This is a genomic window from Mycolicibacterium septicum DSM 44393, from assembly GCF_000455325.1.
GTDB lineage: Bacteria > Actinomycetota > Actinomycetes > Mycobacteriales > Mycobacteriaceae > Mycobacterium > Mycobacterium septicum.
The window spans coordinates 1-24,272 of the sequence record NZ_HG322951.1; the positions used below are offsets into that span (position 1 = coordinate 1).

21 protein-coding genes are annotated in these 24,272 nt (G+C 67.3%); 12 read left to right on the top strand and 9 right to left on the bottom strand.

The features are described 5' to 3' along the window. On the top strand, positions 1-977 hold a 977-nt coding region (locus TX88_RS00005), incomplete at its 5' end, for an ATP-dependent DNA ligase (protein WP_044513701.1). Here the strand turns inward: TX88_RS00005 and TX88_RS00010 are convergent. The 3 genes from TX88_RS00010 to TX88_RS00020 form a co-directional block, all read right to left on the bottom strand. Next, positions 968-1,825 (bottom strand): hypothetical protein, encoded by an 858-nt coding sequence (locus tag TX88_RS00010; RefSeq protein WP_044513703.1) that lies wholly within the window; start codon positions 1,823-1,825, stop codon positions 968-970. The genes TX88_RS00005 and TX88_RS00010 overlap by 10 nt on opposite strands. A 69-nt stretch (positions 1,826-1,894) precedes the next feature. After that, positions 1,895-4,693, bottom strand: coding sequence for a helix-turn-helix transcriptional regulator (locus TX88_RS00015; protein ID WP_044513705.1), 2,799 nt, complete (start codon positions 4,691-4,693; stop codon positions 1,895-1,897). Positions 4,694-4,768: 75 nt separating this feature from the next. Beyond that, complete coding sequence (locus tag TX88_RS00020; protein WP_044513707.1) at positions 4,769-6,070, bottom strand: carboxylesterase family protein; 1,302 nt, start codon at positions 6,068-6,070, stop codon at positions 4,769-4,771. Positions 6,071-6,140: 70 nt separating this feature from the next. Here TX88_RS00020 and TX88_RS00025 point away from each other — a divergent pair, with 70 nt between their 5' ends. The 6 genes from TX88_RS00025 to TX88_RS00055 all read left to right on the top strand — a co-directional run bounded on the left by TX88_RS00025 (position 6,141) and on the right by TX88_RS00055 (position 11,883). Further along, a complete protein-coding gene (locus TX88_RS00025) occupies positions 6,141-7,313 on the top strand; it encodes a peptidase MATCAP family protein (RefSeq protein ID WP_044513709.1) in 1,173 nt (390 codons plus the stop codon). Continuing rightward, positions 7,310-8,302, top strand: a complete 993-nt coding sequence (locus TX88_RS00030) for an ATP-grasp domain-containing protein (RefSeq protein ID WP_044513712.1) — start codon at positions 7,310-7,312, stop codon at positions 8,300-8,302. The genes TX88_RS00025 and TX88_RS00030 overlap by 4 nt, the downstream gene beginning before the upstream one ends. A gap of 42 nt (positions 8,303-8,344) precedes the next feature. Then, positions 8,345-8,713, top strand: a complete 369-nt coding sequence (locus TX88_RS00035) for a hypothetical protein (RefSeq protein ID WP_044518934.1) — start codon at positions 8,345-8,347, stop codon at positions 8,711-8,713. Positions 8,714-8,726: 13 nt separating this feature from the next. Continuing rightward, the gene (gene gluQRS, locus TX88_RS00040; RefSeq protein ID WP_044513713.1) at positions 8,727-9,608 is read left to right on the top strand and encodes a tRNA glutamyl-Q(34) synthetase GluQRS; all 882 of its coding nucleotides are present in this window, start codon (positions 8,727-8,729) and stop codon (positions 9,606-9,608) included. Between the two features lie 95 nt (positions 9,609-9,703). Next, complete coding sequence (locus TX88_RS33010) at positions 9,704-11,122, top strand: ABC transporter permease subunit (RefSeq protein WP_084621947.1); 1,419 nt, start codon at positions 9,704-9,706, stop codon at positions 11,120-11,122. Beyond that, positions 11,119-11,883: an amino acid ABC transporter ATP-binding protein gene (locus TX88_RS00055; protein WP_044513715.1), complete on the top strand. Its 765-nt coding sequence runs from the start codon at positions 11,119-11,121 to the stop codon at positions 11,881-11,883. The genes TX88_RS33010 and TX88_RS00055 overlap by 4 nt, the downstream gene beginning before the upstream one ends. Here TX88_RS00055 and TX88_RS00060 read toward each other — a convergent pair. Further along, complete coding sequence (locus TX88_RS00060; protein WP_044513716.1) at positions 11,870-12,460, bottom strand: TetR/AcrR family transcriptional regulator; 591 nt, start codon at positions 12,458-12,460, stop codon at positions 11,870-11,872. The two genes, TX88_RS00055 and TX88_RS00060, sit on opposite strands and share 14 nt — an antisense overlap. Next, entirely contained in the window at positions 12,457-13,806 is a 1,350-nt protein-coding gene (gene hpnE / locus TX88_RS00065) for a hydroxysqualene dehydroxylase HpnE (RefSeq protein ID WP_044513718.1), read from the bottom strand. Before hpnE ends, TX88_RS00060 begins: the two co-directional genes overlap by 4 nt. Before the next feature lie 189 nt (positions 13,807-13,995). Here hpnE and TX88_RS00070 point away from each other — a divergent pair, with 189 nt between their 5' ends. Continuing rightward, positions 13,996-15,192 (top strand): MFS transporter, encoded by a 1,197-nt coding sequence (locus TX88_RS00070; RefSeq protein ID WP_044513719.1) that lies wholly within the window; start codon positions 13,996-13,998, stop codon positions 15,190-15,192. Here TX88_RS00070 and TX88_RS00075 read toward each other — a convergent pair. The 3 genes from TX88_RS00075 to tgt all read right to left on the bottom strand — a co-directional run bounded on the left by TX88_RS00075 (position 15,173) and on the right by tgt (position 18,972). After that, the gene (locus tag TX88_RS00075) at positions 15,173-16,384 is read right to left on the bottom strand and encodes a saccharopine dehydrogenase family protein (RefSeq protein WP_044513721.1); all 1,212 of its coding nucleotides are present in this window, start codon (positions 16,382-16,384) and stop codon (positions 15,173-15,175) included. The two genes, TX88_RS00070 and TX88_RS00075, sit on opposite strands and share 20 nt — an antisense overlap. A 76-nt stretch (positions 16,385-16,460) precedes the next feature. Further along, positions 16,461-17,693, bottom strand: a complete 1,233-nt coding sequence (locus TX88_RS00080) for a cytochrome P450 (RefSeq protein WP_044513722.1) — start codon at positions 17,691-17,693, stop codon at positions 16,461-16,463. 34 nt (positions 17,694-17,727) lie between these two features. Beyond that, positions 17,728-18,972 (bottom strand): tRNA guanosine(34) transglycosylase Tgt, encoded by a 1,245-nt coding sequence (tgt, locus tag TX88_RS00085; protein WP_044513724.1) that lies wholly within the window; start codon positions 18,970-18,972, stop codon positions 17,728-17,730. A gap of 66 nt (positions 18,973-19,038) precedes the next feature. Between tgt and TX88_RS00090 the strand changes: the two genes are divergently transcribed. Next, entirely contained in the window at positions 19,039-19,488 is a 450-nt protein-coding gene (locus tag TX88_RS00090) for a lipoprotein LpqH (protein ID WP_044513726.1), read from the top strand. On the opposite strand, the gene TX88_RS00095 is transcribed toward TX88_RS00090, so the two are convergent. After that, positions 19,475-20,398: a haloalkane dehalogenase gene (locus tag TX88_RS00095; RefSeq protein ID WP_044513727.1), complete on the bottom strand. Its 924-nt coding sequence runs from the start codon at positions 20,396-20,398 to the stop codon at positions 19,475-19,477. The two genes, TX88_RS00090 and TX88_RS00095, sit on opposite strands and share 14 nt — an antisense overlap. A gap of 136 nt (positions 20,399-20,534) precedes the next feature. Between TX88_RS00095 and TX88_RS00100 the strand changes: the two genes are divergently transcribed. From TX88_RS00100 to TX88_RS00110, 3 genes are all read left to right on the top strand, one after another. Continuing rightward, positions 20,535-21,035 (top strand): lipoprotein LpqH, encoded by a 501-nt coding sequence (locus TX88_RS00100; protein WP_044518937.1) that lies wholly within the window; start codon positions 20,535-20,537, stop codon positions 21,033-21,035. 106 nt (positions 21,036-21,141) lie between these two features. Continuing rightward, a complete protein-coding gene (locus TX88_RS00105; RefSeq protein ID WP_049924799.1) occupies positions 21,142-22,482 on the top strand; it encodes a PE-PPE domain-containing protein in 1,341 nt (446 codons plus the stop codon). A 23-nt stretch (positions 22,483-22,505) separates the two neighbouring features. Next, on the top strand, positions 22,506-24,272 hold the full coding sequence (locus TX88_RS00110; RefSeq protein ID WP_044513729.1) for a penicillin-binding transpeptidase domain-containing protein: 1,767 nt from the start codon (positions 22,506-22,508) through the stop codon (positions 24,270-24,272).

Consider the following 24,272-nt stretch of genomic DNA (forward strand, 5'->3'; position numbering starts at 1 on the left):
GGGCGTTGGTGTTCCGCGACGGCGACGAAGTCGAGCTGGGCAGCCGCAACGAGCGGCCAATGACCCGGTATTTCCCCGAACTCGTCGAGGCGGCCAGGGCCGAACTCCCGGCGCGGTGTGTTGTCGACGGCGAGATCGTCCTGCCGACCGACGCCGGCCTGGACTTCGAGGCCCTGCAACTGCGTCTGCACCCGGCGGCGTCCCGGGTACGCCTGCTGGCCGAACAGACCCCGGCCCGCTTCATCGCCTTCGACCTGCTCGCACTGGGCGACGACGACCTCACGGGCCTGCCGTTCATGCAACGGCGCGCCGCATTGGTCGACGCGATCGGCTCGGGCCCGTCGTTCCATGTCACCCCGGCCACCACCGATCTGCCGACGGCGCGGCGCTGGTTCGACGAGTTCGAGGGAGCCGGGCTCGACGGGCTGATCGCCAAACCGCTCACGCTCACCTACCAGCCCGACAAACGGGTGATGGTGAAGATCAAGCACCAGCGGACCGCCGATTGCGTGGTCGCCGGGTACCGGCTCCACAAGTCAGGCCCGGATGCGGTCGGCTCGCTGCTGCTCGGGCTCTACACCGACGACGGCGAGCTGGCATCCGTCGGCGTCATCGGCGCCTTCCCGATGGAACGACGCCGGGCCCTCTTCACCGAATTGCAGCCCCTGGTAACCGATTTCGAGAACCACCCTTGGAACTGGGCCGCTCAGGTGGCCGCCGACCCGGACCTCGCCCGCAGGTACGGCGGCGGCTCGCGCTGGAACGCCGGCAAGGACCTGTCCTTCGTGCCGTTACGACCCGAACGCGTCGTCGAGGTCCGCTACGACCACATGGAGGGCAGGCGCTTCCGGCACACCGCCCAGTTCAACCGCTGGCGGCCCGACCGGGACCCACGCTCGTGTACCTACGCCCAACTGGACCAGCCGGTCACCTTCGGGCTCAACGACATCGTTCCAGGCCTGCTTCCTCACTGGTAGTGATCCGGTGGCTGCAACCAGGTGGCCAGATTGCGGACGTAATCCTTGAACACACCCAGACGGGACGGATCGGCCCCGATCTGCCAGCCGGGCCGATCAGTGACGAATGACGGTGCCCCTTGCGCCAGATCCCAGTTGTAGTCGGCGAAGTGGTGGAAGGTCGACTCGGCAACGGCCCGTCCCATCGGCCTGCCCTCCGGCGTGCACTCCCCGTCCAGTGCCACCGCGAGATTGAACTGTCTGCCGGTCGCGGTGCTGCGGCCCTGCGCCACCACCGTCGCGAAGGGCACCAGGGCCGAAACCGCACCCTCATGGGGGTGGGCCGGGAACCACTCGATGCGGCCGGTGGCGGTCCGGGAGGTGCGTAGCAGCCGGTGCACCGGCTCCTCGGCCAGCACCGGCTGGTAGTCGCCGTTGGCGCCCGAGTGATAGTTGGGCCACGAGATGTCCGGATTGTCCTGGTCGTCGCACCGTGACGTCGGGTCCAAGCTGGCATCGTGAAACTCGTTGACCTGACCCAACGAGCCCAGCCCCCGCAGGCAGCTGCCCAGATCCTGATGATCACGGGCGGTGAGCACTCCGCCACCGAGTCCGCGGAACCGGCCGATCGCCGCGCATTCGCCGGGTGTCAGACCGTTGCCGACGTCGACGGCCATCAACCACAGCTGGTCGAACCCGAGCTCGTCGAGATGGCTGAGCACCGGATCCTGCCCGGCATGATCGGCCCGGTTACGGGCCAGCACATCGTGTCCGTCCGCACGGAGCTCACCCGCCAGCATCGAGAATCGCCGGACATCCCAGTCGTCGGGATTCTCCGTGATCGTGGTCTGCAACAGGATTGTCGCCATCCGATGAGCCTCGTTGCTGCAATGACGCTCGGCACCCTTGAAAACCCGTGGTCTTTGGGCGAATGCGGTTCAGCTGGTCCAGGTCACCGATCGCAGCTGCCGGCGGGAGCGAACACCGAGCTTGACGAAGACCTTGCGCAGGTGCCATTCGACGGTGTGTGTACTGATGAACAGCTGCGCACCAATCTCCTGATTGGTCAGCCCGTCGCGGGCCAACTGGGCGATCTGCGCCTCCTGCGCGGTCAACTGATCGCCGGAAGACATCGGCTGTTTGCGCACTTTCTCACCGGTGGCCGTCAGCTCACGCCGGGCGCGCTCGGCGAACCCCTGGGCGCCCATCTTCGTGAACATCTCATAGGCGGTGTTGAGATGCTCGCGGGCGCTGGTGCGTTGCTTCTGGCGACGCAACCATTCCCCGTAACGGAGATGGGTCCGGGCCAGCTGCACCCCGATCCGAGTGCGGCCTAGCCGCTCGACAGCCTCTTTGAACAGCACGTCGGCCTCGGTGTCGTCGGCGACGAGTGCCCGCGCCGCGGCCAATACGCCCAGCCCCCAATCGGTTCCACTGGACGCCGTACACACCTCCAACCGCCGCAGCGCGTCTTCGGCAACATCCCGCTCGCCGACGCGCATGCCGGCCTCCGTCAGCTCGAGGAGGGTCCAACAGTAGAAACCGATGTCGTGAAATTCGCACGCCTGCTTGGCAGCGGCCAGCGCCTCTTCGTACCGACCCAACCCGTTGTAGAGCACTGCGGCGGCATAGCCGGCCGCCCCAAGCAGCCGGCCCTCGCCCTTGGCTGTCCCCTCGGCCATACCTGCCTCGATGAGGTCGCCGGCCTCCGTCAGATCGCCCCGCCAGGCCGCCAGTTCCACCTTGTGGTACCTCATCGGACGGTGGCCGATCGCCTCAGAGATCGAGTCGGCCTCCTCCATAAGTCTTGCAGCCGTGACGAATTCGCCTGCATGTGTCTGCACACCGGCCTGGTAGGCGATCGCGGGCGGCAGGATCGCCAGCGCGCCGGTGGCGCGGGCGTAGCCCACCATGTCGATGGCCAGCCGGTCGACCAAGTCGTCGTCCCAGATCTCGCTGGCGGCGGACTCGTGCACGACGGGGAAGGCCAACGCCAACCAGCCCAACGCCCGGCCGTCGTGGCGCCGCGCGTAGTCACACCACAGCTCCAGCGCGGTGCGCAGGGGGTCGGCCGCCGCAGACAAGCCATCGGTGATCAGATTCGCCATGGCGATGAGGAGTAAATCGATGGGCCGTGTCGGCGCCGCGACCCTTTCGACTGCGGCGCGCGCCGCCTCGGCGGCCACCACCAGGGCTTCCGGTTGACTACGCGAAGCGAACATCGCGGCAGCCAGCGCCTCCATGTAGGTCTCCCGAGCCAGCTCGTCGTCGAGGGTCTCCAGCCGCCTGGCGGCCTCGATCAGCATTGCGGCGGCATGCCGGACCGGTGGCGCGCCGGGTAAGCCGCCCCGGCTGCGGGTGAATTCCATCTGCGCCCGCAGCCGGCCCACCTGGGCTCGCTGCAGTTCGGTCAACGGGTTCAGTTCGGCAAGGGAGAGCAGCTCGTAGGCGGCTTCGGGGGCCGCCGCCTCACGTTTGGCCGCCGCGGCCGCAATCGCGCGGGAGCTGCGCAGGGCCTGGTCGGCGGACAGGATCGCCGCCCGCTCGAGGAAGGTCGCCGCGGCCGCGATTCCGCCTCGGCTCTGGGCGCGCCATGCCGAGGCCTCCAACTCGGCGGCCACCGCGTCGTCGGGGCCGGCCGCAGCGTTGGCCGCGTGCCAGGCCCGGCGATCGGGATCGAGTTGGGGGTCGGTGGCAACCGCCAAGGCACGGTGGACTTCCCGGCGGTCGGCTGCGCCGGCCGCCCGGTAGGCGGCCGACCGGACCAGCGGGTGGTGAAAGCGCATGCGTGACCCGAACTCGATCACCCCGGCAGCCTCGGCCGGTGCCAGCGCATCCATGCCGATCCCCAAGTGCCCCGCGGCTCGGGAGAACAGCATCGGATCACCGAGCGGATCGGCCGCGGCGAGCAGCACCAGCCGCCGGGTGTCGTCCGGCAGCGACTGGATACGGCGGACGAACCCTTCTTCGACGTGGCCCACCGATAGGCGCGCCGAGCCGAGCCAGAAACCGCCGGCAAGCTCGGCGGCCGGCACGTTACGCGGAATCTCCAGCAGCGCCAGCGGGTTGCCGCGGGTTTCGGCGATGACGCGGTCCCGGACCCGCTCGTCGAGCCGGCCCAGAAAGACCGAGTCCAACAGGTCCCTGGCGTCGCTGTCCGACAACCCCTCGACCCGCAGTTCGGGCAGGCCGGGCAGTACCTCAGCGGCGCCGGCCTGACTGTCTCGGACCGCGAACACCAAGACGACCGGTTCGGCCAGCAGACGCCGGGCGACGAAGCCGAGGGTCTGCACCGACACCTGATCGAGCCACTGCGCATCGTCGATCACACACAACAACGGCTTGCCGTCGGCGGCGGCGGCCAACAGGCTGAGCACGGCCAGGCCGACCAGAAAGCGGTCCGGTACCGGTCCGGCCCCACGACCGAATGCCACCGAGAGCGCGTCGCGCTGCGGCTCGGGAAGCTTGTCGAGACGATCCAGCAGCGGCGCACACAGCTGGTGCAATCCGGCGAACGCGAGTTCCATGTCGGATTCGACCCCGGCCACCTGGGTCACCCGGAACCCCGGCGCGTGCTCAACGACATAGTCGAGCAGCGCCGTCTTGCCGACGCCCGCCTCGCCGCGCACCACCATCACCGCGCTGCCGCCCGAACGGCCACCCGATACCAGTGCTCGAAGGGCCGCGCATTCGCTGACGCGGCCACGTAGAGACGGGACTACGTCCATAATCGCCATCACACCACCGCGTCCTAATTTTGCCGAAACCCTACCAAGGCATGCCGGGTCCGGCAGATCGGGCCGACTGCTGATTCAGCCGAACCGCAGTTCCGGCTCGGGCAGCGATTCGACGCCGTCATGAGCGAATTGCGCCCAGCGAGTGCGCATCTCGGCGGAAAGTTGGGGGTCGATCGCACGCTGCGGGCCGAGCATCGGGGCATCCGCCCAGGCCTGCGGTGAGCCGAACAGGAACGGCAACTCCATGCAGTGGCAGGCGCCCAGCGGGGAGTTGGCCGGTGTCCAGTCGAAACGATAAGTGCCGACCCGGCCGCCGTGGGACCGCCAGGCCTGCGCCAGGCGCTCGGCGGGGCCGGAGAACGCCTGTTTCGTGATCGCCTTCGAACCGGCACGCACCGCGAGCCGGCCGAGAACAGGGACCCGGTTGAGCCTGGCCACCCGAGGGTCCATCGCGACGAACGGCGCCGCGTCGTCCTTGGTGTAGCCGATGAGCAGCTCGATGCGGCCCGCGGCGGCGGCGATGGCATCGGGCACGTCCGCGGGTGCCGGCAGCGGCCCCCGACCGAGCCGCGGCGCGAACGCCAGGCCGCCGAGTAGACCGAAGCCCTGCGCGGCCGCGACCGCGGCGCCTTCGGCGGCGAGCAGCTGCTCGACACTCACCTCGGCCGGATCGGCACCGGCGAGGGTGGTGGCCATCGCCGAGCCCATGACCCGCGCCATCTCGTCGCGCCCCTCGTCCAACTCCAGCGGAGCGCTCTGCAGGATCGCGCGGTGGAACAGGCCCTCGGCCTCGTCGGCCAACATCAGCGACCAGACCGAATGCGCCCCGGCCGATTGACCGAACGCAGTGACGTTGGCCGCGTCGCCACCGAACGCCGCGATGTTGTCGTGCACCCAGCGCAGCGCCAGGATCTGATCGCGCAGTCCCAGGTTGTCCTCGCCCGCCCCCGGCGGCGCCAGATAACCGAAGATGCCGAGCCGGTAGCTCACGTTGACCACCACCACGTTGCCGGCACGAGCCAGGGCACCGGGGTCGTATTTGGCCGACTCCCCACTGCCTGCGACGTACGCACCGCCGTGGAACCACACCATGACCGGCAATCGGTGCGCATCGGCCGGGGCGGTGACGGTCAGCACGAGGCAGTTCTCGTTCGTCGTCAGGCCCGCGAGCGCATCGCCGGTGACCCAGCCCAGCCGGGACGGCCGCTGCGGGCAGGCCGGGCCTGGCTGCGTCGCGTCGCGGACACCCGACCCGGACGCCGGCGGTTCGGCGGCCGCGAATCGTCTGGCGGTCCCGTAGCGCACACCCCGTGCGCGCACCAGCCCGTCCTGATGGTCGACCTGGATCGTGCCGCCGGCGATTCTCCGCTCTGCCATTTCCTGAACGTTAGCGGGAAGAGCTACGAACACCAGATTGACGGCGTCGACAATTGGGTATCGATAGCAGGTGGGTCGAACTTCGCCCCTTGCGCAGGAAGCCTTGGACGTCGACGCACGCCTGACGGAGATCGAGCGCGAGCTCAACTTCCTGCTCAACGTCACTCCGGTCAATGGAGCCGAGGCGTGGCGGGAATTCGCGCGCTCGGGGTTCGAGTCGGTACCCACCCTCCAGTCGAGACCGCTGGACTTCGACCCGGATCTGGTCAAACGCGACCTCTACGCCGTGGAGATCGAGCTGGTGGAAAACCCCGCGCTCAACTCTCTTTTCCGCGCGAAACGCGACGAGATCGCCCGGCAGATCACCTTGCTCGAAGACCGAGGCACATCGCGGTTCCGGTACGGCGCGCTGCAGCTCTACGGAGAGCCGGGTGACTCGCTGTGCACGACGGCTCGGTCACTGCTCGAGCTCATCGATCCGCCACCGATCACGTCGACCAGCGTCACCGCCACGGCATTCGCGGAAACGGCACGCGCGGAACTGGAGTCGGCCTATCCGCAGTTTCCCGTAGCGGTCGAAGTGCGGGACGACGTCGCCGATCTGATGGTGTCGTTCGGGCGGCTGTACATCCCCGCCACTGCCTCCTTCCGCGCGAACCGGGTACAGCCACTGATCCAACACGAGGTCGGGACCCACGTGCTCACCTATCGCAACGGCGAGGCGCAGCCCTTGGGCCTCCTGGCGGTCGGGCTACCGCTGTACGAGGAGACGCAGGAAGGCCTGGCGGTGCTGGCCGAGTACGTCGTAGGGGGGCTCGACCCCCGCCGCATGCGCGTCCTCGCGGCCAGAGTCGAGGCGGCATCGATGATGTTGGCTCACGCGGATTTCATCGAGATCTTCAAACACCTGACCGACACTCATGGCTTCGCACCTCGCACCGCGTGGTCGGTGACCAGCCGCGCGACATACGGCGGAGGCTCAACGAAGGACATCATCTATCTGCGCGGTATCGAACGAGTCCTCGGATACTTCGCCCAAGGACGCAGCATCGATCCCCTACTCGCCGGCAAGCTCTCACTCGACCATGCGCCGCTCGTGGAGGAATTGATTCAGCACGGGATTCTCGAACCTCCGCGGGCCCGCCCACGCTGGCTGTCCGCACCCGGGGCGGAGGTACGGCTGGAGCACATGCGTGGCGGGATGAGCGCCGCCGACCTACTCGAAATGGATGTGGTCGCATGAAGATTGCATTTCTGGTCAATCGCGCGGAGACCGAGGTCGACGAGTACGCGACCACCCGCCTCGCGAAGGCGGCCGCCCTCATGGGCCACGAGGTCTGGTACGTCGGGCTGAGCGACGTCAGTATCGGCGAGCCCGACGGTGAGATCGGGGCGCATGCACGTCCCGGCATCGCCCAGGACAACGACACGCTGACCGTGTTCGTCGATCGCATGAAGGAGAGTTCGGCCGAGCACATACGCATGGACGAACTCGACGCCGTGTTTTTGAGGAACGACTCGGTCGAGGATCGACAGGATCGGCCGTGGGCCAGCAGCTTGGGTTCCATGTTCGGTCAGTTACTCGTGGCGCACGGCGTCACCGTGGTCAACGACCCAGCGGTGCTCACGCGTGCGGCGTTGAAGGTGTACCTCGACGAGTTTCCGGCGCAGATCCGGCCGCGATCCCTGGTGACGCAGAACGTGGACGATGTCCGGAACTTCATCTCTTCCGAAGGCCGTTCCATCATCAAACCGCTGTGCGGCGCACAGGGACGCAACGTGTTCATGATCGTCGGCGACGACGAGCCCAACCTGAACCAGATGATGGAGTCGGTGCTGGGAGACGGCTACATCTACGCGCAGGGATACGTCGAGGGTGCCGAGGACGGCGACATGCGGATCTTCCTGCTCGACGGCGAGCTCATCGAGGTCGACGGACATCCCTCTGCTTTCCGGCGGGTCCCAGATGGGAACGACCCGCGGGCCAACATCTGCAAGGGCGGCAAAGTTCAACCCGAAGAGGTCACCGACAAGCAGCGCGCGGTGATCGAGGCCATGCACGACAAACTCGCGCAAGATGGGATGTTCTTCGTCGGCATCGACATGGTCGGGGACAAAGTCATCGAGATCAACGCAGAGAGTCCGGGCGGCCTGCAGGCGATGGAGCATCTGTACGGGGTCGACATCTGCCCGGTCGTGATCGAAGCGCTGGAGCGTCGGAGCAGCGCGTGAGTGGCGGGTTTACCGGCCGCCCAGTTCGGGCACGCCAATTACATGTCCGTAACAGCATTTCAGGACCTGCCACTGGCCGACCGGGACCGCGAGTGGGACGGCGACGCCGCCGAGAAGCGCGTCCGTAAATGGGCCGATGCGCAGGACGAACCCAACCAGAAATACCGCGATGCGCACGTCTGGTACGACAAGGACGCAAAGGACAACTTCACCGCGTACAAGCTCCTGATCGCCGACGTGGTCGGCGGCAAGCTCGAAGCCGTGCCCCGCGGTGTGATGGCCGCGGGCGGGATCATGGATGGCGCTCGCGGTGGCGTCGACCTGCCGAAGGACGATATCGACCGCGTGAAAAGCCACCTGGCGAAGTACTACGAGAAGATGGGCGAGACGGCGCCCTGGGACCGCGATTAGCTAGATTGCGGGCGTGAGCCTCACCCCCGCCGGGCGGTTCGCGCCGAGCCCGTCGGCCGACCTGCACATCGGCAACCTGCGCACCGCGGTGCTGGCGTGGTTGTTCGCCCGGTCCACCGGGCGGCGGTTCCTGCTGCGGGTCGAGGATCTCGATGACCGCACGTTCGCCGAGATCGGTACACGTCAGGTGTCCGACCTGGCCGCGATCGGATTGACCTGGGATGAGCCGGTGGAATGGCAGACGGGTCACCAGGACCGCTACGACGCCGTGATCGAGCAGTTGCGGGACGACGACCTGCTGTACGAATGCTATTGCAGCCGAAGGGATATCGCCCAGGCACCGCGGGCCCCACATGCCCCGGAAGGCGCCTACCCGGGTACCTGCCGGGACCTGAGCGAGGCCGAGCGCGCAGAGCGCCGCGCCGAAACCGGCCGCCCGCCCGCGCTGCGGCTGCGCACCGACACCTTCGTCGGCACCGTCACCGACCTCCTGCACGGCAGCTACACGGGGATCATCGACGACTTCGTGGTACGCCGCGGGGACGGCGTGCCCGCCTACAACCTGGCCGTCGTAGTCGACGATGCCGCCTCCGGTGTCGACCAGGTGGTGCGCGGCGACGACCTGTTGAGCTCGTCCCCACGCCAGGCGTATCTGGCCCGGATGCTGGACTATCCAGAACCCATCTACGCCCACGTTCCGCTGGTGCTCAACGAGGACGGCGCCCGGCTGGCCAAGCGCGACGGTGCGGTCACCCTGACCGAGATCGGCGTCGAGCGCGCGCTCAAGCAGATCAGCGCATCGCTGGGCTGGCCGGCACTGGACCTCGACGGCATGCTGGACCGGTTCGACCCGGCGAGACTGCCTCGGCATCCGTGGATATATCAGCCGCGCTGAGCAGAAACCTGCAGAACCTCCCGCGCCCCTGTTAGCGTCCGGCCGTGCGCACCCGACGAATTCCACTACTGGGACTTCTGCTGATCGTCGCGGTGATGCTGGCCGCGTGCGCGGGGAAGGCCGGCAACACCGACGAACCGCTGAAATCGGCCGGTGTGCTGAGAGTGGGTACCGAAGGCGTGTACTCCCCGTTCAGCTACCACGACCCGGCCACCGGTCAACTCGTCGGCTACGACGTCGACGTCGCCCGTGCGGTCGGCGACAAGCTCGGCGTCAGAGTCGAATTCGTCGAAACTCCGTGGGATTCGATCTTCGCCGCGCTCGAGGCCAACCGGTTCGACGTGGTGGCCAACGAGGTCACGATCACACCGGAACGGCAGGCCAAATACGACCTGTCCCAGCCGTACTCGGTCGGCGAAGGGGTCATCGTCACCCGCGCCGACGACGATTCGATCAAGACCCTCGCGGATCTGAAAGGCAAGGTCGCCGCCGAGAACGCCACCAGCAACTGGTCGGAGATCGCCCGTAAGGCCGGCGCCCGGGTGGAAGCGGTCGAAGGATTCACCCAGGCCATCAAGCTCCTCAACCAGGGCCGGGTCGATGTCGTGGTCAACGACAGCATCGCCGTCTATGCGTATCTGGCCGAAACCAACGACAAAACGGTGAAGATCACGGGCACCGTCGGAGAGAAGAGCGAACAGGGCTTCGCCGCGCGCAAGGACAGCGGCCTGCTGCCCGAACTCAACACCGCACTCGACGAGCTGCGGGACGACGGCACGCTGGCCACCATCTCGCAGCGCTATCTCAAGGCCAACGCGTCCGGTGCGCCCGCAGAAGGCGCCCCGGCCCCCCGCACCACGTGGCAACTCATCGCCGACAATCTGTGGCCCCTGGCCAAAGCCGCTCTGACGATGACCATTCCGTTGACGATCATCAGCTTCGCCATCGGCCTCGTCATCGCGCTGGCCGTGGCCCTTGCCCGATTGTCGTCGAATGTGGTGCTCAGCAACATCGCCCGGTTCTACATCTCGATCATCCGCGGGACACCGCTACTGGTGCAGCTGTTCATCGTGTTCTTCGCGCTGCCCGAGTTCGGGGTGAAGATCGACCCGTTCCCGGCCGCGGTGATCGCCTTCAGCCTCAACGTCGGCGGCTATGCGGCCGAGATCATCCGCTCCGCGATCCAGAGCATTCCGAAGGGGCAGTGGGAAGCGGCCGAGACGATCGGGCTGAACTACACCGGCACACTGCAGCGCATCATCCTGCCGCAGGCCGCCCGGGTGGCGGTACCGCCGTTGTCGAACACCTTGATCTCGCTGGTCAAGGACACGTCCCTGGCGTCGACGATTCTGGTGACCGAACTGCTGCGGCAGGCCCAGATCATCGCGGCACCGACATTCGAATTCTTCGCTCTCTACGGCACGGCCGCGATCTACTACTGGGTGATCTGCCTGGTGTTGTCGTTCGGCCAGAGTCGCCTGGAACGCCGACTGGAAAGGCACGTTGCGCGATGACCACAGAACGCGAAGACCGGATCGTCGCCGCCGATGTGCACAAGGCCTTCGGCGACTTCCAGGTGCTCAAGGGCGTGTCGTTCACCGTGCCGCGCGGTACCGCGACCACGGTCATCGGCCCCTCCGGGTCCGGAAAGACCACGCTGCTGCGCACACTGAACGCCCTCGACGTCGCCGACTCCGGGGTGATCCGGGTCGGCGACACCGAACTGGACTTCTCCGAGCCGGTGCCCAAGGACCAGCTGCGCCGCTACCGGGCGCAGAGCGGCTTTGTGTTCCAGTCCCACAACCTGTTTCCGCACAAGACCGTGCTGCAGAACGTCACAGAGGGCCCGCTGGTGGTGCAGAAGCGCCCACGGGACGAGGCGCTGACTGAGGCCACCGAACTTCTGGGCCAGGTCGGGCTGTCCGACCAGCAGGACAAGTATCCGTATCAGCTCTCCGGCGGCCAACAACAGCGCGTCGGAATCGCCAGAGCCCTGGCGCTGAAACCGAAAGTGGTGCTGTTCGACGAGCCGACTTCGGCGCTGGACCCGGAACTGGTCGGCGAAGTGCTCGCCGTGATCCGCGACCTGGCCGTCGAAGGCTGGACGCTGGTGATCGTCACGCACGAGATCCAGTTCGCCCGACAGGTTTCCGATCAGGTGCTGTTCACCGATCGCGGGGTGATCCTGGAACAAGGCTCACCCGCCGCGGTGATCGGCGATCCGAAAGAAGAGCGCACCCGCCAGTTCCTGCAGCGGATCCTCAACCCGCTGTAGCCTTTCGCGTGGTGGCCACCGCCCACACGGAGAGGGACCGCAGGTGGTCCAGCACCTCGTCGTCGGGATGGCCGACCGGATCGTCGAGGTGTATCCGGGCGAGTTCCTCGATGGCCGACAACAGGACTCGCACCGTGGTGGCATCCGGGTCGATATCCACCCCTGCCGCGAGCGAAAGCGGACGGGCCGCGACCTTCCTGGCGTAGGCGCGACCCAATTCGATGCGCTCTCGCAGCTCCGGAGGCGCGCCGTCGGGTGGTCGCAGGATGATGCGCCAACTCGCGGGTGCCGCATGCAGGTAGGCCAGAATGCCCCTGCCCAGTTGCTCCGAATCGAGGTCGGGCTGGTCTACGGAGCCCATTCCGGCGAACGCGACCGCCGACTCACGGTCCAGCAGCGCGGTGGTCAGACCCGCCAGATCGGTGAACTGCTGGTAGACAACCGTTCTGGTGACGCTTGTTCGGCTCGCAACCTGCTCGATGGTCAATGCGGGGTAGCCGTCCTCGGCCACGATGTCACGGGCCGCGTCGAGCAGCTGCGCCCTGCGCTCGGCGCCGCTGAGCCGGCGTCGCGTCATTGCCGGAGTTCCAGCAACAGGTCCACGGCCTTGGCGGCGCTCTGCACCGCGCTCTCCATGGTCGCCGACCAGTCGGTGGCGGTCCAGTCGCCTGCCAGCACCAGGGTGGGCACCGATGTCCGTTGTGGTGGACGCAAAGCGTCGGTTCCCACCACCTGCGAGAAGGTCGCCTTGGGCATCTTGACCACCTGCGCCTGAACCACTTGCGCTTCACGTGCCGCCGGGTAGTACCGGCTCAACAGCGCCAGCTGCTCGTCGATGATCTCGTCGTTGCTCTTGTGGATCTGCTCGTAGGCGCCACTGGTGGTCAGGCAATACAGCCAGGCCCGTTCGGTGCTGCGGCCGTGCATGATCTGGCGGTCGAAGACCTCGTCGATCACCCCGGTACCGCCGATCAGACCCTCGAACGCGGACTCGGTACCGAGCGGCCGGTCCAGGTACAGATTGGTGCTGACGATCGGCGTGTAGCCGAGTTTGTCTGCCGCGGCATAGATTTCGGGATGCTCGGGGAGATCATCGAGCAACCCGCCGATATTGGAGTTCGGCACCGCACAGACCACCGCGTCGGCGGGTACCTCGGTGCCGTCGGCGAGGAGCACTCCGGCGACAGCGCCGTTCTCGATACGGATCCGCCGCGCGACGGATCGGTACCGCACATCGACACCGCGCTCCTCGAACACTTTCAACGCCCCGGAGATGTAGAGGGTGTCGAGATCCACCGTGGGGTAGCCGATGGTGACCGGGGTGCGATGTTTTACGCCCAGCCGGAAGCCCGTGGCCATGACGTTGGCGAACACCTTCGCCGATTCCCGGGCCACCGGTTCGGCCGCTATCCCCAGGGCGAGCCAGTCCCACAACGCTTCTCGAGCCGGGGCGGGCATACCCACCCGCTCGAACCACTGCTCGGTGCTCAGGTTTGCCAGGTCGGCGGGTTGATGCAACGCCTGCCATCCCAACCGCAGCGTGGCGCGGGCGGCTCGCAGTCGATCGGCAACGCCGGCGTCAGGATGAACCCCGAATAGGGTGCGGAGCGCTCCGAGGCCGGTTGTCTGCATGGTGGTGCTGCGTCCATCGGGCCAGCGCAGCGTCGAACTCTTGGGAAACTCGATGAATTGCCGGGTGCCCACACTGCTGAGATAGCGCCACAGGTGCTCATAGCCGCTGGCGACGACGTGCTGACCGTTGTCGGGTGTGTCCTGCGCGATTTCAGCCCGCATTGCGTGGGTACGCCCGCCGAGCCGGCCTCGACGTTCCAACAGGGTGACGTTCTTTCCGGCTTCGCTCAGCCACACCGCAGCGGCCAGTCCAGCCAGCCCACCGCCGATCACCACATAGCGTTCACCCATGCCGCAGACTCCCTATGTCCGATTAACTTACAAATTGTAAGTTAGACCCCTGGGCGTGCGGCAGCAAGAAGCGCGGCGCGGAACTGCGGGTGCGCGGCGGTGAACTCTTCCGGCATGGCGCCACTCCCCCACACCGCGTGGTCCGATTTCCGCCAGCACGCCTGCGCGGGCGCTCATACCGTCACACCCATGACACCGCAACCTGAAATGCGCCGAATCACCGTGTGGTTCATGGCGATTGCCGCAGCCCTCGGCACCGCCGCCATCTACCCACTGCAACCGGCGATATCCGATGTCGCTGACAGTCTTGACATCTCGGTTGCTCAGGTCGGATTGGCGCTGGCGTGCGGCCCCGTCGGCTACCTGCTGGGGCTCGCGATACTCGTGCCGCTCGTCGACCGGTTTCCGCCGAATCACGTCCTCGCGGCGCAGTTCGGCGCGCTGGCCGTGGCCTTGGCGGCCAATGCCGCCGCCGGCTCCCTGTGGATCCTGGGGCTCACTGTCGGAGTGATCGGCGCCTGTTCCACCGTCGGCGCGCAGTTGAGTTCGACCACCGCACGGTTCGTCCCGGACGGCGGCCGGGCAACCGCGCTGGGCATTGTGACAGCGGGCATTTCGGCCGGGATCATCGGCGGCCGCATCGCCGGTGGCTGGCTGACGGACGTGGCGGGATGGCGCGGCGGCTTGCTCATGTTCGCCCTGGCCTGCGCCATCGCCGGTCTCGTGTCCCTGCGAGCCCTGCCCGCCACCGCCGGCTCGGCCACCAGCGGCTATCTGGCGACACTCCGCGGTCTGCCCGGCCTGTACCTGCGATTCCCAGCGTTGCGCATCGCCGCGCTCCGCGGCGCGCTCTGGTTCTTCGCGTTCTGCGCGGTGTGGGCCGGCCTCGCCGTCGCACTGGCACAGCCGCCGTTCTCGTACTCAGCCGAACGGATCGGCCTGTACGCCCTCGCCGGTCTCCTGGGCATCGTCGCCACCCGCATCGCAGGGGTGTGGACCGACCGCGTGGGCGCACGACGAGTCATGATGATCGGGCTGGTCATCGCCACCGTGGGCGCGGTCGCCCTCGCCGGGTGTCTCTCGAACCCCGCGGCAACCCTCGTCTGCCTGGCTGTGTTCGACGCGGGGCTGTTCGCTGCCCAAGTAGCCAATCAGAGCACGGTTTTGGCGATCGACCCCGCCGCGCCCGCGCAGTTCAACAGCGCCTACATGGTCGTGTACTTCGTGGGCGGCAGCCTGGGAACCGCATTCGGCGCGGCCGCCGTCGGATGGCTGGGCTGGCCGGTGACAGCGGCCGTCACCGCCGCGGCGATCGTGCTTGCGATACTGCTCGCCGCCACCGACCGTCACGAAGTGAGCCGGCAGGCTACGGTGCGAGTTCCTTGACGCCCCACGGCGAGCCGTAGTCCTTCAACAGATCCAGGAACGGCACCGCGTCGAACGCCTCCGGGCCCAGTACGCCGGCGCCGCTCCAGGTTCCGTTGGCCAGAAGTTCCAGCGCCACAACCGGATTGATCGCCGTCTGCCACACCACGCATTGATGCCCGTACTCGGCCATCGACCATTGGTTGTCGACGACGTGGTACAGGTACGTCGAGCGCGGGTTACCGTCCTTGCCGGTACCGGTCACCCACAACCCGGCACAGGTCTTGCCGTGCATCTGCGGGCCGAGCGTCGCCGGGTTGGGGAGGCACGCCGCCACCACATCGCGGGGGCTGACCTGGACCGGGCCGACCATGACCTGGTCGGTGCGGTCCAGCCCCACCTTGTGCAAGGCCTTGAGCACATCGATGAACTCGGTGCCCAGGCCGTACTTGAACGTCGCACGCTTGCAGTCCACCCAGCGCGGCATCAACAGCACCTCCTCGTGCTCGACGTTGACGCACTCGACCGGGCCGATGCCTTCGGGGAAGTCGAAAACCTCTGGCTCACTGAACGGTTCGGTGACGAACCAGCCGCGGCCGGTCTCCCAGATCACCGGCGGGTTCAGGCATTCCTCGATCGTGGTCCAGATCGAGAACGACGGCGCGAAGTCGTATCCATCGACGGTGAGGTTGGACCCGTCGCGGGTGCCGAGTTCGTCGATCTCGGAGAACAGGTGGTCGGCGGCGTAGCGCGCGAACACATCCGAGAGGCCGGGCTCCACTCCCATGCCCACCAGGGCCAGCCTGCCCGCGGCCTGCCAATCGTCGGCGACCGCGAACTGCTCGTCACCGAGCTTGACCCCGGTGAGCTCGTAGGGCTTGTCGGGATGACGATGCGACAGGCTCATCGCCATGTCGAGATAGTCGGCCCCACCGGCCAGGGCACCGTTGAAGATCGGCATCACGAATCGGGGATCGACGGCGTTCATCACGTGGGTGATGCCGTGTTGCCGCACGAGTCCGGCGACGGCGTCGGCCGAGCCGGCGTCGACCTGGGCGGCGATGAACCGGGGGTCGCCGACCTCCTCGACCGCCGCGGCTGCCCGGGCCTCGTCGTAGTCGCACACCACGATCTGCTCGAAGAAATCACGTCGTGCCGCGATCGCGCAGAACGCCGAGCCGACGCCGCCCGCACCCACCAAGAGGATCCGCATGCGGAAGTACCGTACCTGCGGATTGCGATTTTCGTCGAGGTTAGCGGTTATCGATACTGAATCCGCAACAGATCGCCTATATCGCCACGGATAGCGTCGACATCCCCCGCAGGGTCAGGTTCGCCTTGTACACCGGGTCGGCAGCCAGACGGGCGTTCGGGAACCGCGCGGTGACCGCCGACAGCGCCACCGAGGCCTCCAACCGGGCCAGCGGTGCGCCGAGGCAGAAATGCGCACCCTTGCCGAACCCGATGTGCCGGATACTCTCGCGGGCCGGGTCGAACTCCTCGGGCCGCTCATTGGCCGCTGGGTCGCGGTGTGCGGCGGCCAGCAGCAACAGCATGGTGTCGCCGGCCGGGATCGTGATGTCACCAATGGTCATGTCTTCACCGGCAATTCGGCCCACCAGTTGCACCGGCGGGTCGTACCGCATGGTCTCTTCGATGATGGCGCCGACCCGAGAGGTGTCCGCACCGAGCCCGGTCCACTGGGCCGGATGGCGCAGCATCGCCAGCGTCGCGTTGGCGATCAGGTTGACGGTCGTCTCGTGTCCGGCGATGAGCAGCAGATTGCACGTCGCGACGATCTCGTCCTCGGTGAGCTGGTCCCCGGATTCCTCGACCGCGATCAGCGCCGACATCAGGTCCTCACCCGGGGCAGTGCGGCGGGCGTCGATGAGGTCGTGCAAGTAGTCGTTCAGCCATATCCCGGCCTTCATCTGCTCATCGAACAGATCCGAGGTGTGGCCGGTCAGGGCCAGGAACGGGTCGAGCGATGCGGCCAGCAGGCCAGAGGCGTGACTGAACTTCGGCTCGTCCTCGACCGGCACGCCGAGCAGCCGGCAGATCACCGCCACGGGAAGCGGGTAGGCCAGGTCGGCGATGACATCCAAATCCCCGCGACGCTCGACCTCGTCCAGCAATCCGTCCACCAGCGCGGTGATGTCGGGTTCGAGGGCTTTGACCACCTTCGGCACGAAGGCCTTGCTGACCAACCTGCGCAGCCGGGTGTGATCGGGCGGGTCGAGGAACAGGAAGCTCGCCGGCCCGCGGGGGCGGGGGCCGGCCTCGGACTCGAGCTGCCGCTGCGTGATGGTGGAGTTGGTCCGGTCGCTGCGGGTCGACGGATGCCGCAGCACCTCGTCGCAGTCGGCGAACGACGAGAACACCGTGAGATTCGACTCGGGCAGGTGCAGCGGACCGAGCTCGCGGATCCGGTTGTACGACGGGTAGGGATCGGCCCGGCAGGCCGGGTCGAGCAGCTGCATCAGCAGGGCCTGCGGCGCCTGATCGTCGGTGACGGTCGCCATCTTCTTATTGTGCACACGTAGAAGAAGCGGCAGTTCAGCTGATGGGCACTCCGTAGTACCGCCCCAGCACGTGCGCCCGCAGCTCGTCGAACTCACCGGCCACGATCGAGGCCCGGATCTGGTCGACCAGCCGGATCACGAACCGCTCGTTGTGGATCGTGCACAGCGTCGCCGACAGCATCTCCTTGGCCTTGAACAGGTGCCGGATGTAGGCGCGTGAGTAATTGGCGCAGGTGTAGCAGTCGCATTCGGCGTCGATCGGGGTGAAATCCCGCTTGTACCGGGCCCCGGTGATGTTGAACCGCCCGGTCGCCGAGTACACCGCCGCGTTGCGCGCCACCCGCGACGGCGATACGCAGTCGAAGGTGTCGGCCCCGGCGGCCACCGCGTCGAACAGGTCATCGGGCTCGCTGATCCCGAGCAGGTGGCGGGGCTTGTCCGCGGGCAGTTCACTGCTGACCCAGCCGACGATGGTGGCCAGGTTCTGCTTCTCCAGCGCACCGCCGATGCCGTAGCCATCGAAGCTCAGCCCCTCGGCCGGCCCGGCCTCATGCCCGATCGAGGCCAGCCCGCTCGCGGCCTGCCGGCGCAGGTCCTCGTACTGGGCGCCCTGCACCACGCCGAACAGCGCCTGCCGCGGCCGCTCCGGTGACAAACCCTGCAATCGGTGATGCTCGGCCAGGCACCGCACCGCCCACTCGTGCGTGCGCTGCACCGAGCTCTCCTGATAGGCGCGGGTGTTGACCAGCGTGGTGAGCTCGTCGAACGCGAAGATGATGTCGGCGCCGAGCTGGTTCTGGATGCCGATCGACACCTCCGGGGTGAACCGGTGTTTCGAGCCGTCCAGATGCGAGCGGAACGTGACGCCGTCGTCGTCCACGACGGCCAGCCGTTCCTTGCCCTTGGCGATGATGTCGTCTTTCTGCAGCCGCTCGGTGTCCATGGCCAGGACCTTCTTGAATCCGACACCCAGCGACATCACCTGGAAGCCGCCGCTGTCGGTGAAGGTCGGGCCGGGCCAGTTCATGAACGCCCCCAGCCCGCCGGCCTCGGCCACGACGTCCGGGCCCGGCTGCAGGTACAGGTGGTAGGCGTTGGCCAGGACGGCTTGGGCGCCAAGCTCTTTCATGGTCTCGGGAAGCACCGATTTCACGGTGGCCGCGGTACCGACCGCGATGAACGCCGGGGTGTGGATATCGCCGTGCGGAGTGTGAATGGTCCCGACCCGGCCGAGTCGGCCGGGCAACTCGGCCTCCACGGTGAAATACGGCTGGTCCACATCACGTATTCAACCGGATGCGCGTCCGATTTCCGTCACGGGGGCGGACGCGACCATACTGCGGACGTGAATTTGGTCATGCGCCGCCCCATTGTCATTGCCACCGGATTTGCCATGTGTCTGGCCGCAGTCGCCGGATGCTCGTCGCAGGATTCGGGTTCGTCCACGAAGTCCGGCCAGGGCCGGGTCACCTTCGGACCCAATGATGCCGGTCCGGTCAGCAGCGTCAGCTGCGAGACCAAGGACGGGCTGACCACGATCGGCATCAAGGGCAAGATGCCGGCCTCCGTTGTGCTGACCGACGGCGAGGCCCCGGTGGTGCAATCGGTGAACATCGGCGACGTCAACGGCGAGGGTGCGTCTCTGACCTATCTCTCCGGCCTGTCGGGCGTCCCGGTGGTGGCCGCGCGCGACGGCAAGGGCTACACCGTCACGGGCACCGGCATGGGCATCGACCCCAACGAACCGACCGCGCCGGTCGACATGCCGTTCGACATCGCGGTCACCTGCCCGTAGGCGGACGGTCGGCGAGGAACTCGACGATCGCCTCGGCCAGTTCCTCGCCGGCATCCTCTTGCAGGAAATGACCGGCATCGCGGATCACCGGATGGTCGATCCCCTGCGCACCGCGCATCTCCCGCTTGAAGATGGGCGCCATGCCGCCGGTGATCGGATCACTGTCGCCGAATGCCACCAGCATCGGAGTCCGGCTGGCCGACAACACCTTCCACGCTGAACGGTTGGCAGCCGAGGCCGGGTCGTCGGGGGTGGTGGGCACCAGGCCCGGCATCGCGCGGGGGCCCGCGCAGTAGGAGTCGTCAGGGAACGGCGCATCGTAGGCCGCTCGGATCTCATCGCTGACCGGGCGGCGACAACCCGCGGCCACGAATCTGCCGACGTCGATCGTGGGCAGGTTCTGGATGGCCGTGCGGAACTGCCACCAGATCTCAGGCATCGGAATATCACCGGTCGGCAGCCCTGTGTTCGCCACGACGATGCCGGCGAACCGCTCCGGGTGCTCGGCCGCCAGGCGCAACCCGATCAGGCCGCCCCAGTCCTGACCGACCAGCGTCACCCGCCGCAGATCCAGGACGTCGAAGGCGAGCGCGCGCATCCACTCGACGTGCCGGGCGTAACTGTGGTCCTCGATGCGGGTGGGTTTGTCCGACCGGCCGAAGCCGACCAGGTCCGGACAGACGACGCGGTGCCCCGCCGCGGCCAGGATCGGAATCATCCGCCGGTAGAGAAACGACCAGGATGGTTCCCCATGCAACAACAGGATCGGGTCGGCATCCGGCGGCCCGGCCTGCACCCAGGCCACCCGAAGCCGGCCACCATCGCCGTCGTCGACATCGGAATACTCTGGCGAGTAAGGAAATTCAGGTAACTCGTCGAAGCGGGCATCGGGCGTACGCAGTATCTGCATGGTTCCGAACTTACGAGCGCACGCTCGCGGCTACGGACAATTCACCCAAATCCACGCCCACGACCTGCACGAACCCGAATACTTCTGCCTGACAGTCCGCCACTTGCGACGGGCTGCACAACCGTGAGGAGCAGTGGTGAAGCGTGAGTTCCTGGTAGCCGTCGGCGGCGCCGCGATCGTCGTCGCAGGCCTGTCTGGCTGTTCGTCGAGCGACAAGAAAGACACGTCCAGCGAGACGAAGGCCACCGCGACAGCGTCGCCCTCAGCCTCGGTCGAGGCCGGAGACGCCACGGCGGCAACCGGCGCGGGCACCGCCCGGGTCAACATCGACGGCAAGGACCACAAGGTCGAGGGCACGGTCGTGTGCGCCACGGTCGCGGGCAATGTGAGCCTGACCGTCGGGCAGGGCATGTCCGCGGTCAGCGCCACACTCAGCGAGGGTGACCAGCCGTCGGTGACCGCTGTGGCCCTGGGGAACATCGACGGCGTGAGCCTCGGCTACACCCCCGGAGTGCCCGGCGGCAGCGCCGAAGCCACCAAGGATGGCAACAAGTACACGATCAAGGGCGACGCGACCGGTGTGGACGGAATGAACCCGGTCACCAAGTCTTTCGAGCTCGAGGTGGCCTGCCCGTAACAAAAACCGCACATCTAGCAAATAACTGGCATAGTGTGGGCCCGGACTGACCCCGGGCCCACACTCCGTTCTCAGTCGTTTTGAATCAGACGACCGGAGGTGCACCGTGGCCGATCACCGAAAGCGCGCGCGTTCGTCCGCTGCCGCGGTGGCCGGCGCCACGGCAGGCATGGCCGCGGTACTCACCTTCGGGCATGTCGCGGACGCGCTGGCGGCCACCCTGCCGGGCAGTGTCGCGGTGGTCGGTGTGGGTGGGAAAGACGACACCTTGGGTGCGCGGATCCCGAACAAATTCGGCGGCGATTACGTGCCGTACAACGGCGGGTTCGCCGGGGCGGCGGACGGCCGGTACTACCCGGTCCACTATTCGGCCACGCTGCCGATCGACACGAGTGTGGCCGACGGTCGTCAACCGCTGATCGACCAGGTGACCACCGCCCGCAACGGGGTCGGTGCCGACGGGACGATCTACATCGTCAGTTACTCCGAGGGAACCATCGTCGCCGAGAAGTACAAGCGCGAACTCGACGCGAACGGCAGCCCCGGCACCGGCACGCTGAAGTTCGTCTACATCGCGTCGCCGACGGTTCCCAACGGCGGCATCTATGCCCGCTTCCCGGATCTGGGACCGCTCGGCCTCCTCGGGTTCACCAGCACCGGCGCGGCCGAACAGTCGCCGTACGACGAAACCTTCATCACCATCGAGTACGACCCCGTCGGCGACTTCCCGGCCTATGCCAACCCGTTGTCACTGGCCAATGCCGCCGCCGGGTTCATCTATCTGCACGGCGATCCGACCCCGGACGCCGCGGACCTCAACGATCCGGACGCGATCATCGTGACACCGGTCAGCACGCCGGGTGGCGGCACCGACACCTACATCCTGGTCAAGACCGAACACCTGCCGCTGCTGCAGCCGTTCCGCGACTTCTCCACCGCCCTCAACGCCACGGCGTTGACCGAACCGGTGCTCGGCGCGATCGAGCCGACGCTCAAGCTCGCCGTCGATATGGGCTACACCGACCGGGACTACTCCGATCCCGCCACGCCCACCCGCTTCTCGTTGATCACCCCGCCCAAACGCATCATCGAAACCGTGAACGCACTTCCCGGTGCCATCCAGGAAGGTGCCGACAACTTCAAAGACGGATTGCCTTCCACCGCAGCACCTTCGACGACATCGGGGCCCACCGACCGCGTCGCGGTGAAGAAGGAAGCCCCCAAGATCGCTCCCAAGGTCGTCGAACCGAAGGACGAGACGAACGGCGAGGCCGACGTCTCCAAGAAGCCGGTCAAGCGCACCCCGGCGCAACGTCGCGACGACGTGCGCAGCGCCGTGTCGGACGTGGCGAAGAACGTCAAGGACGCGTTCAAGCCGAAGCCCAGGCGCGAGGTCAAGCCCAAACACGAGTCAGACCAAGCGTCAGACACCGACAAGGCCGCCTGACTCGCTGATGTCATGCTGGGAGCATGACTCGATGGCGCGCCTTGCTCTTTCTGCTGTGCCTGTTTCTCCCGATCGTGGGATGTTCCTCGGCTCCCGACCCTGCTGACCGCTTCGCCGCCTTCGCCGATGCCCTGCAGCGCAAAGACGCCGGCGGAGCGGCCGCACAGACCACCGACCCTGCCGCCGCCGAACCGGCGATCAAGTCGATGTTCGACGGTATGGGCGATGCCGCCTCGGTCAAGGTCGGCGCCGAACCCGAGGACGGCGACGAGTCCGGCGCGACACTGAAGTATCAGTGGTCCTGGGGTGAGGGCCACGACTTCGCCTACGACGCCACCGGCACCGCGACCAAGACCGGCGACGACTGGCGAATCTCCTGGGCGCCGACGCTGTTGCACCCGGATCTGCGGGACGGCTTGAAGTTTCAGTACAGCACCGACAGCGACCTGCAGACCCCGGTGCTGGACCGGACCGGCCAGCCGTTGATGACGTGGCAGACCGTCGGCGTGATCTCCCTGGACCGCACGCACCTGGATTCGGCCGCTCCGCTGGCCGCGCTGCTGGCCCCCTTCGATGCCACCACCACCGCCGAATCCATCGGCGCACAGTTCGCGTCGAACACCGATGACCGGGTGACGGTGATGAAACTGCGCGAGGACGACCTCACATCGGTGCGCGATCAACTGACCCAGGTTCCGGGTGTGACGGTGGCCGAGCAGGGTGAGCTGCTGACGACCGACCGCCAGTTGTCCTCACCAGCCATCAGCGGTTTGGCCCAGCTGTGGCACGACCGGATCACCAAAGCCGCCGGGTGGTCGGTCTATCTGGTCGACGGGAAGGGCGCAGCCGCTCAGCGGCTGACCGCACAACCACCCGCACCGACGGACCCGATGCGCACCACGCTGGACCTGCGGCTGCAACTGCTGGCGCAACAGGCGGTCGCCCAGGAGGGCCGGCCCGCCGTGGTGGTCGCGATCTCCGGGTCGACGGGCGGCATCCTGGCCGCCGCGCAGAACACCGCCGCAGATCCGCAAGGCGCCATTGCCTTTTCGGGTCTCTATCCGCCGGGATCGACGTTCAAGACCATCACCACCGCTGCCGCGCTGGAGGCCAACCTGGCGACCCCCGACACCCCGGTGGCCTGCCCCGGCCGGTTGACGATCGAGAACCGCACCATTCCCAACGACGACGACTTCGACCTGGGGACAGTTCCGTTGGCGTCGGCGTTCTCCCATTCGTGCAACACCAGCATGGCGGCGCTGTCGGACAAACTGCCTGCCGATGCGCTGACCAAGACCGCCCGTGCGTTCGGCATCGGAGTCGACTTCACCATTCCGGGGCTCACCACGGTGACCGGCCGGGTTCCCAACGCGGACACCGCGGCCCAGCGGGTGGAGAACGGTATCGGCCAGGGCACCGTGACGGTCAGCCCGTTCGGTCTCGCGGTCGCCGAGGCCAGCCTGGCGCACGGGTCGACGATCCTGCCCACCCTGGTCGACGGCGACAAGGTGACCGCCGACACCCCCTCGGAGACACTGCCGGCCGGCGTCACCGGGGCGCTGCGGGACATGATGCGCAAGACCGTGACCGATGGCACCGCAAGCCAATTGAGCGACATCCCGGATCTCGGCGGCAAGACCGGGACGGCCGAGTTCGGCGACAACACGCACTCCCACGGATGGTTCGCCGGGATCGCCGGTGACATCGCGTTCGCCACCCTGGTGGTGGGCGGTGACTCGTCGACGCCCGCGGTGAAGATCTCCGGAGACTTCCTGCGGGCTACCGGCTAG

Excerpts from the sequence above, each read along its gene's own strand:
- TX88_RS00095 (WP_044513727.1), bottom strand. The coding sequence starts at position 20,398 with ATGCAGATACTGCGTACGCCCGATGCCCGCTTCGACGAGTTACCTGAA.
- TX88_RS00015 (WP_044513705.1), bottom strand. The coding sequence starts at position 4,693 with ATGGCGATTATGGACGTAGTCCCGTCTCTACGTGGCCGCGTCAGCGAA.
- TX88_RS00070 (WP_044513719.1), top strand. The coding sequence starts at position 13,996 with ATGACACCGCAACCTGAAATGCGCCGAATCACCGTGTGGTTCATGGCG.
- TX88_RS00020 (WP_044513707.1), bottom strand. The coding sequence starts at position 6,070 with ATGGCAGAGCGGAGAATCGCCGGCGGCACGATCCAGGTCGACCATCAG.
- TX88_RS00055 (WP_044513715.1), top strand. The coding sequence starts at position 11,119 with ATGACCACAGAACGCGAAGACCGGATCGTCGCCGCCGATGTGCACAAG.
- TX88_RS00075 (WP_044513721.1), bottom strand. The coding sequence starts at position 16,384 with ATGCGGATCCTCTTGGTGGGTGCGGGCGGCGTCGGCTCGGCGTTCTGC.
- TX88_RS33010 (WP_084621947.1), top strand. The coding sequence starts at position 9,704 with ATGCTGGCCGCGTGCGCGGGGAAGGCCGGCAACACCGACGAACCGCTG.
- TX88_RS00060 (WP_044513716.1), bottom strand. The coding sequence starts at position 12,460 with ATGACGCGACGCCGGCTCAGCGGCGCCGAGCGCAGGGCGCAGCTGCTC.
- TX88_RS00080 (WP_044513722.1), bottom strand. The coding sequence starts at position 17,693 with ATGGCGACCGTCACCGACGATCAGGCGCCGCAGGCCCTGCTGATGCAG.
- TX88_RS00030 (WP_044513712.1), top strand. The coding sequence starts at position 7,310 with ATGAAGATTGCATTTCTGGTCAATCGCGCGGAGACCGAGGTCGACGAG.
- hpnE (WP_044513718.1), bottom strand. The coding sequence starts at position 13,806 with ATGGGTGAACGCTATGTGGTGATCGGCGGTGGGCTGGCTGGACTGGCC.
- TX88_RS00035 (WP_044518934.1), top strand. The coding sequence starts at position 8,345 with ATGTCCGTAACAGCATTTCAGGACCTGCCACTGGCCGACCGGGACCGC.
- TX88_RS00010 (WP_044513703.1), bottom strand. The coding sequence starts at position 1,825 with ATGGCGACAATCCTGTTGCAGACCACGATCACGGAGAATCCCGACGAC.
- TX88_RS00110 (WP_044513729.1), top strand. The coding sequence starts at position 22,506 with ATGACTCGATGGCGCGCCTTGCTCTTTCTGCTGTGCCTGTTTCTCCCG.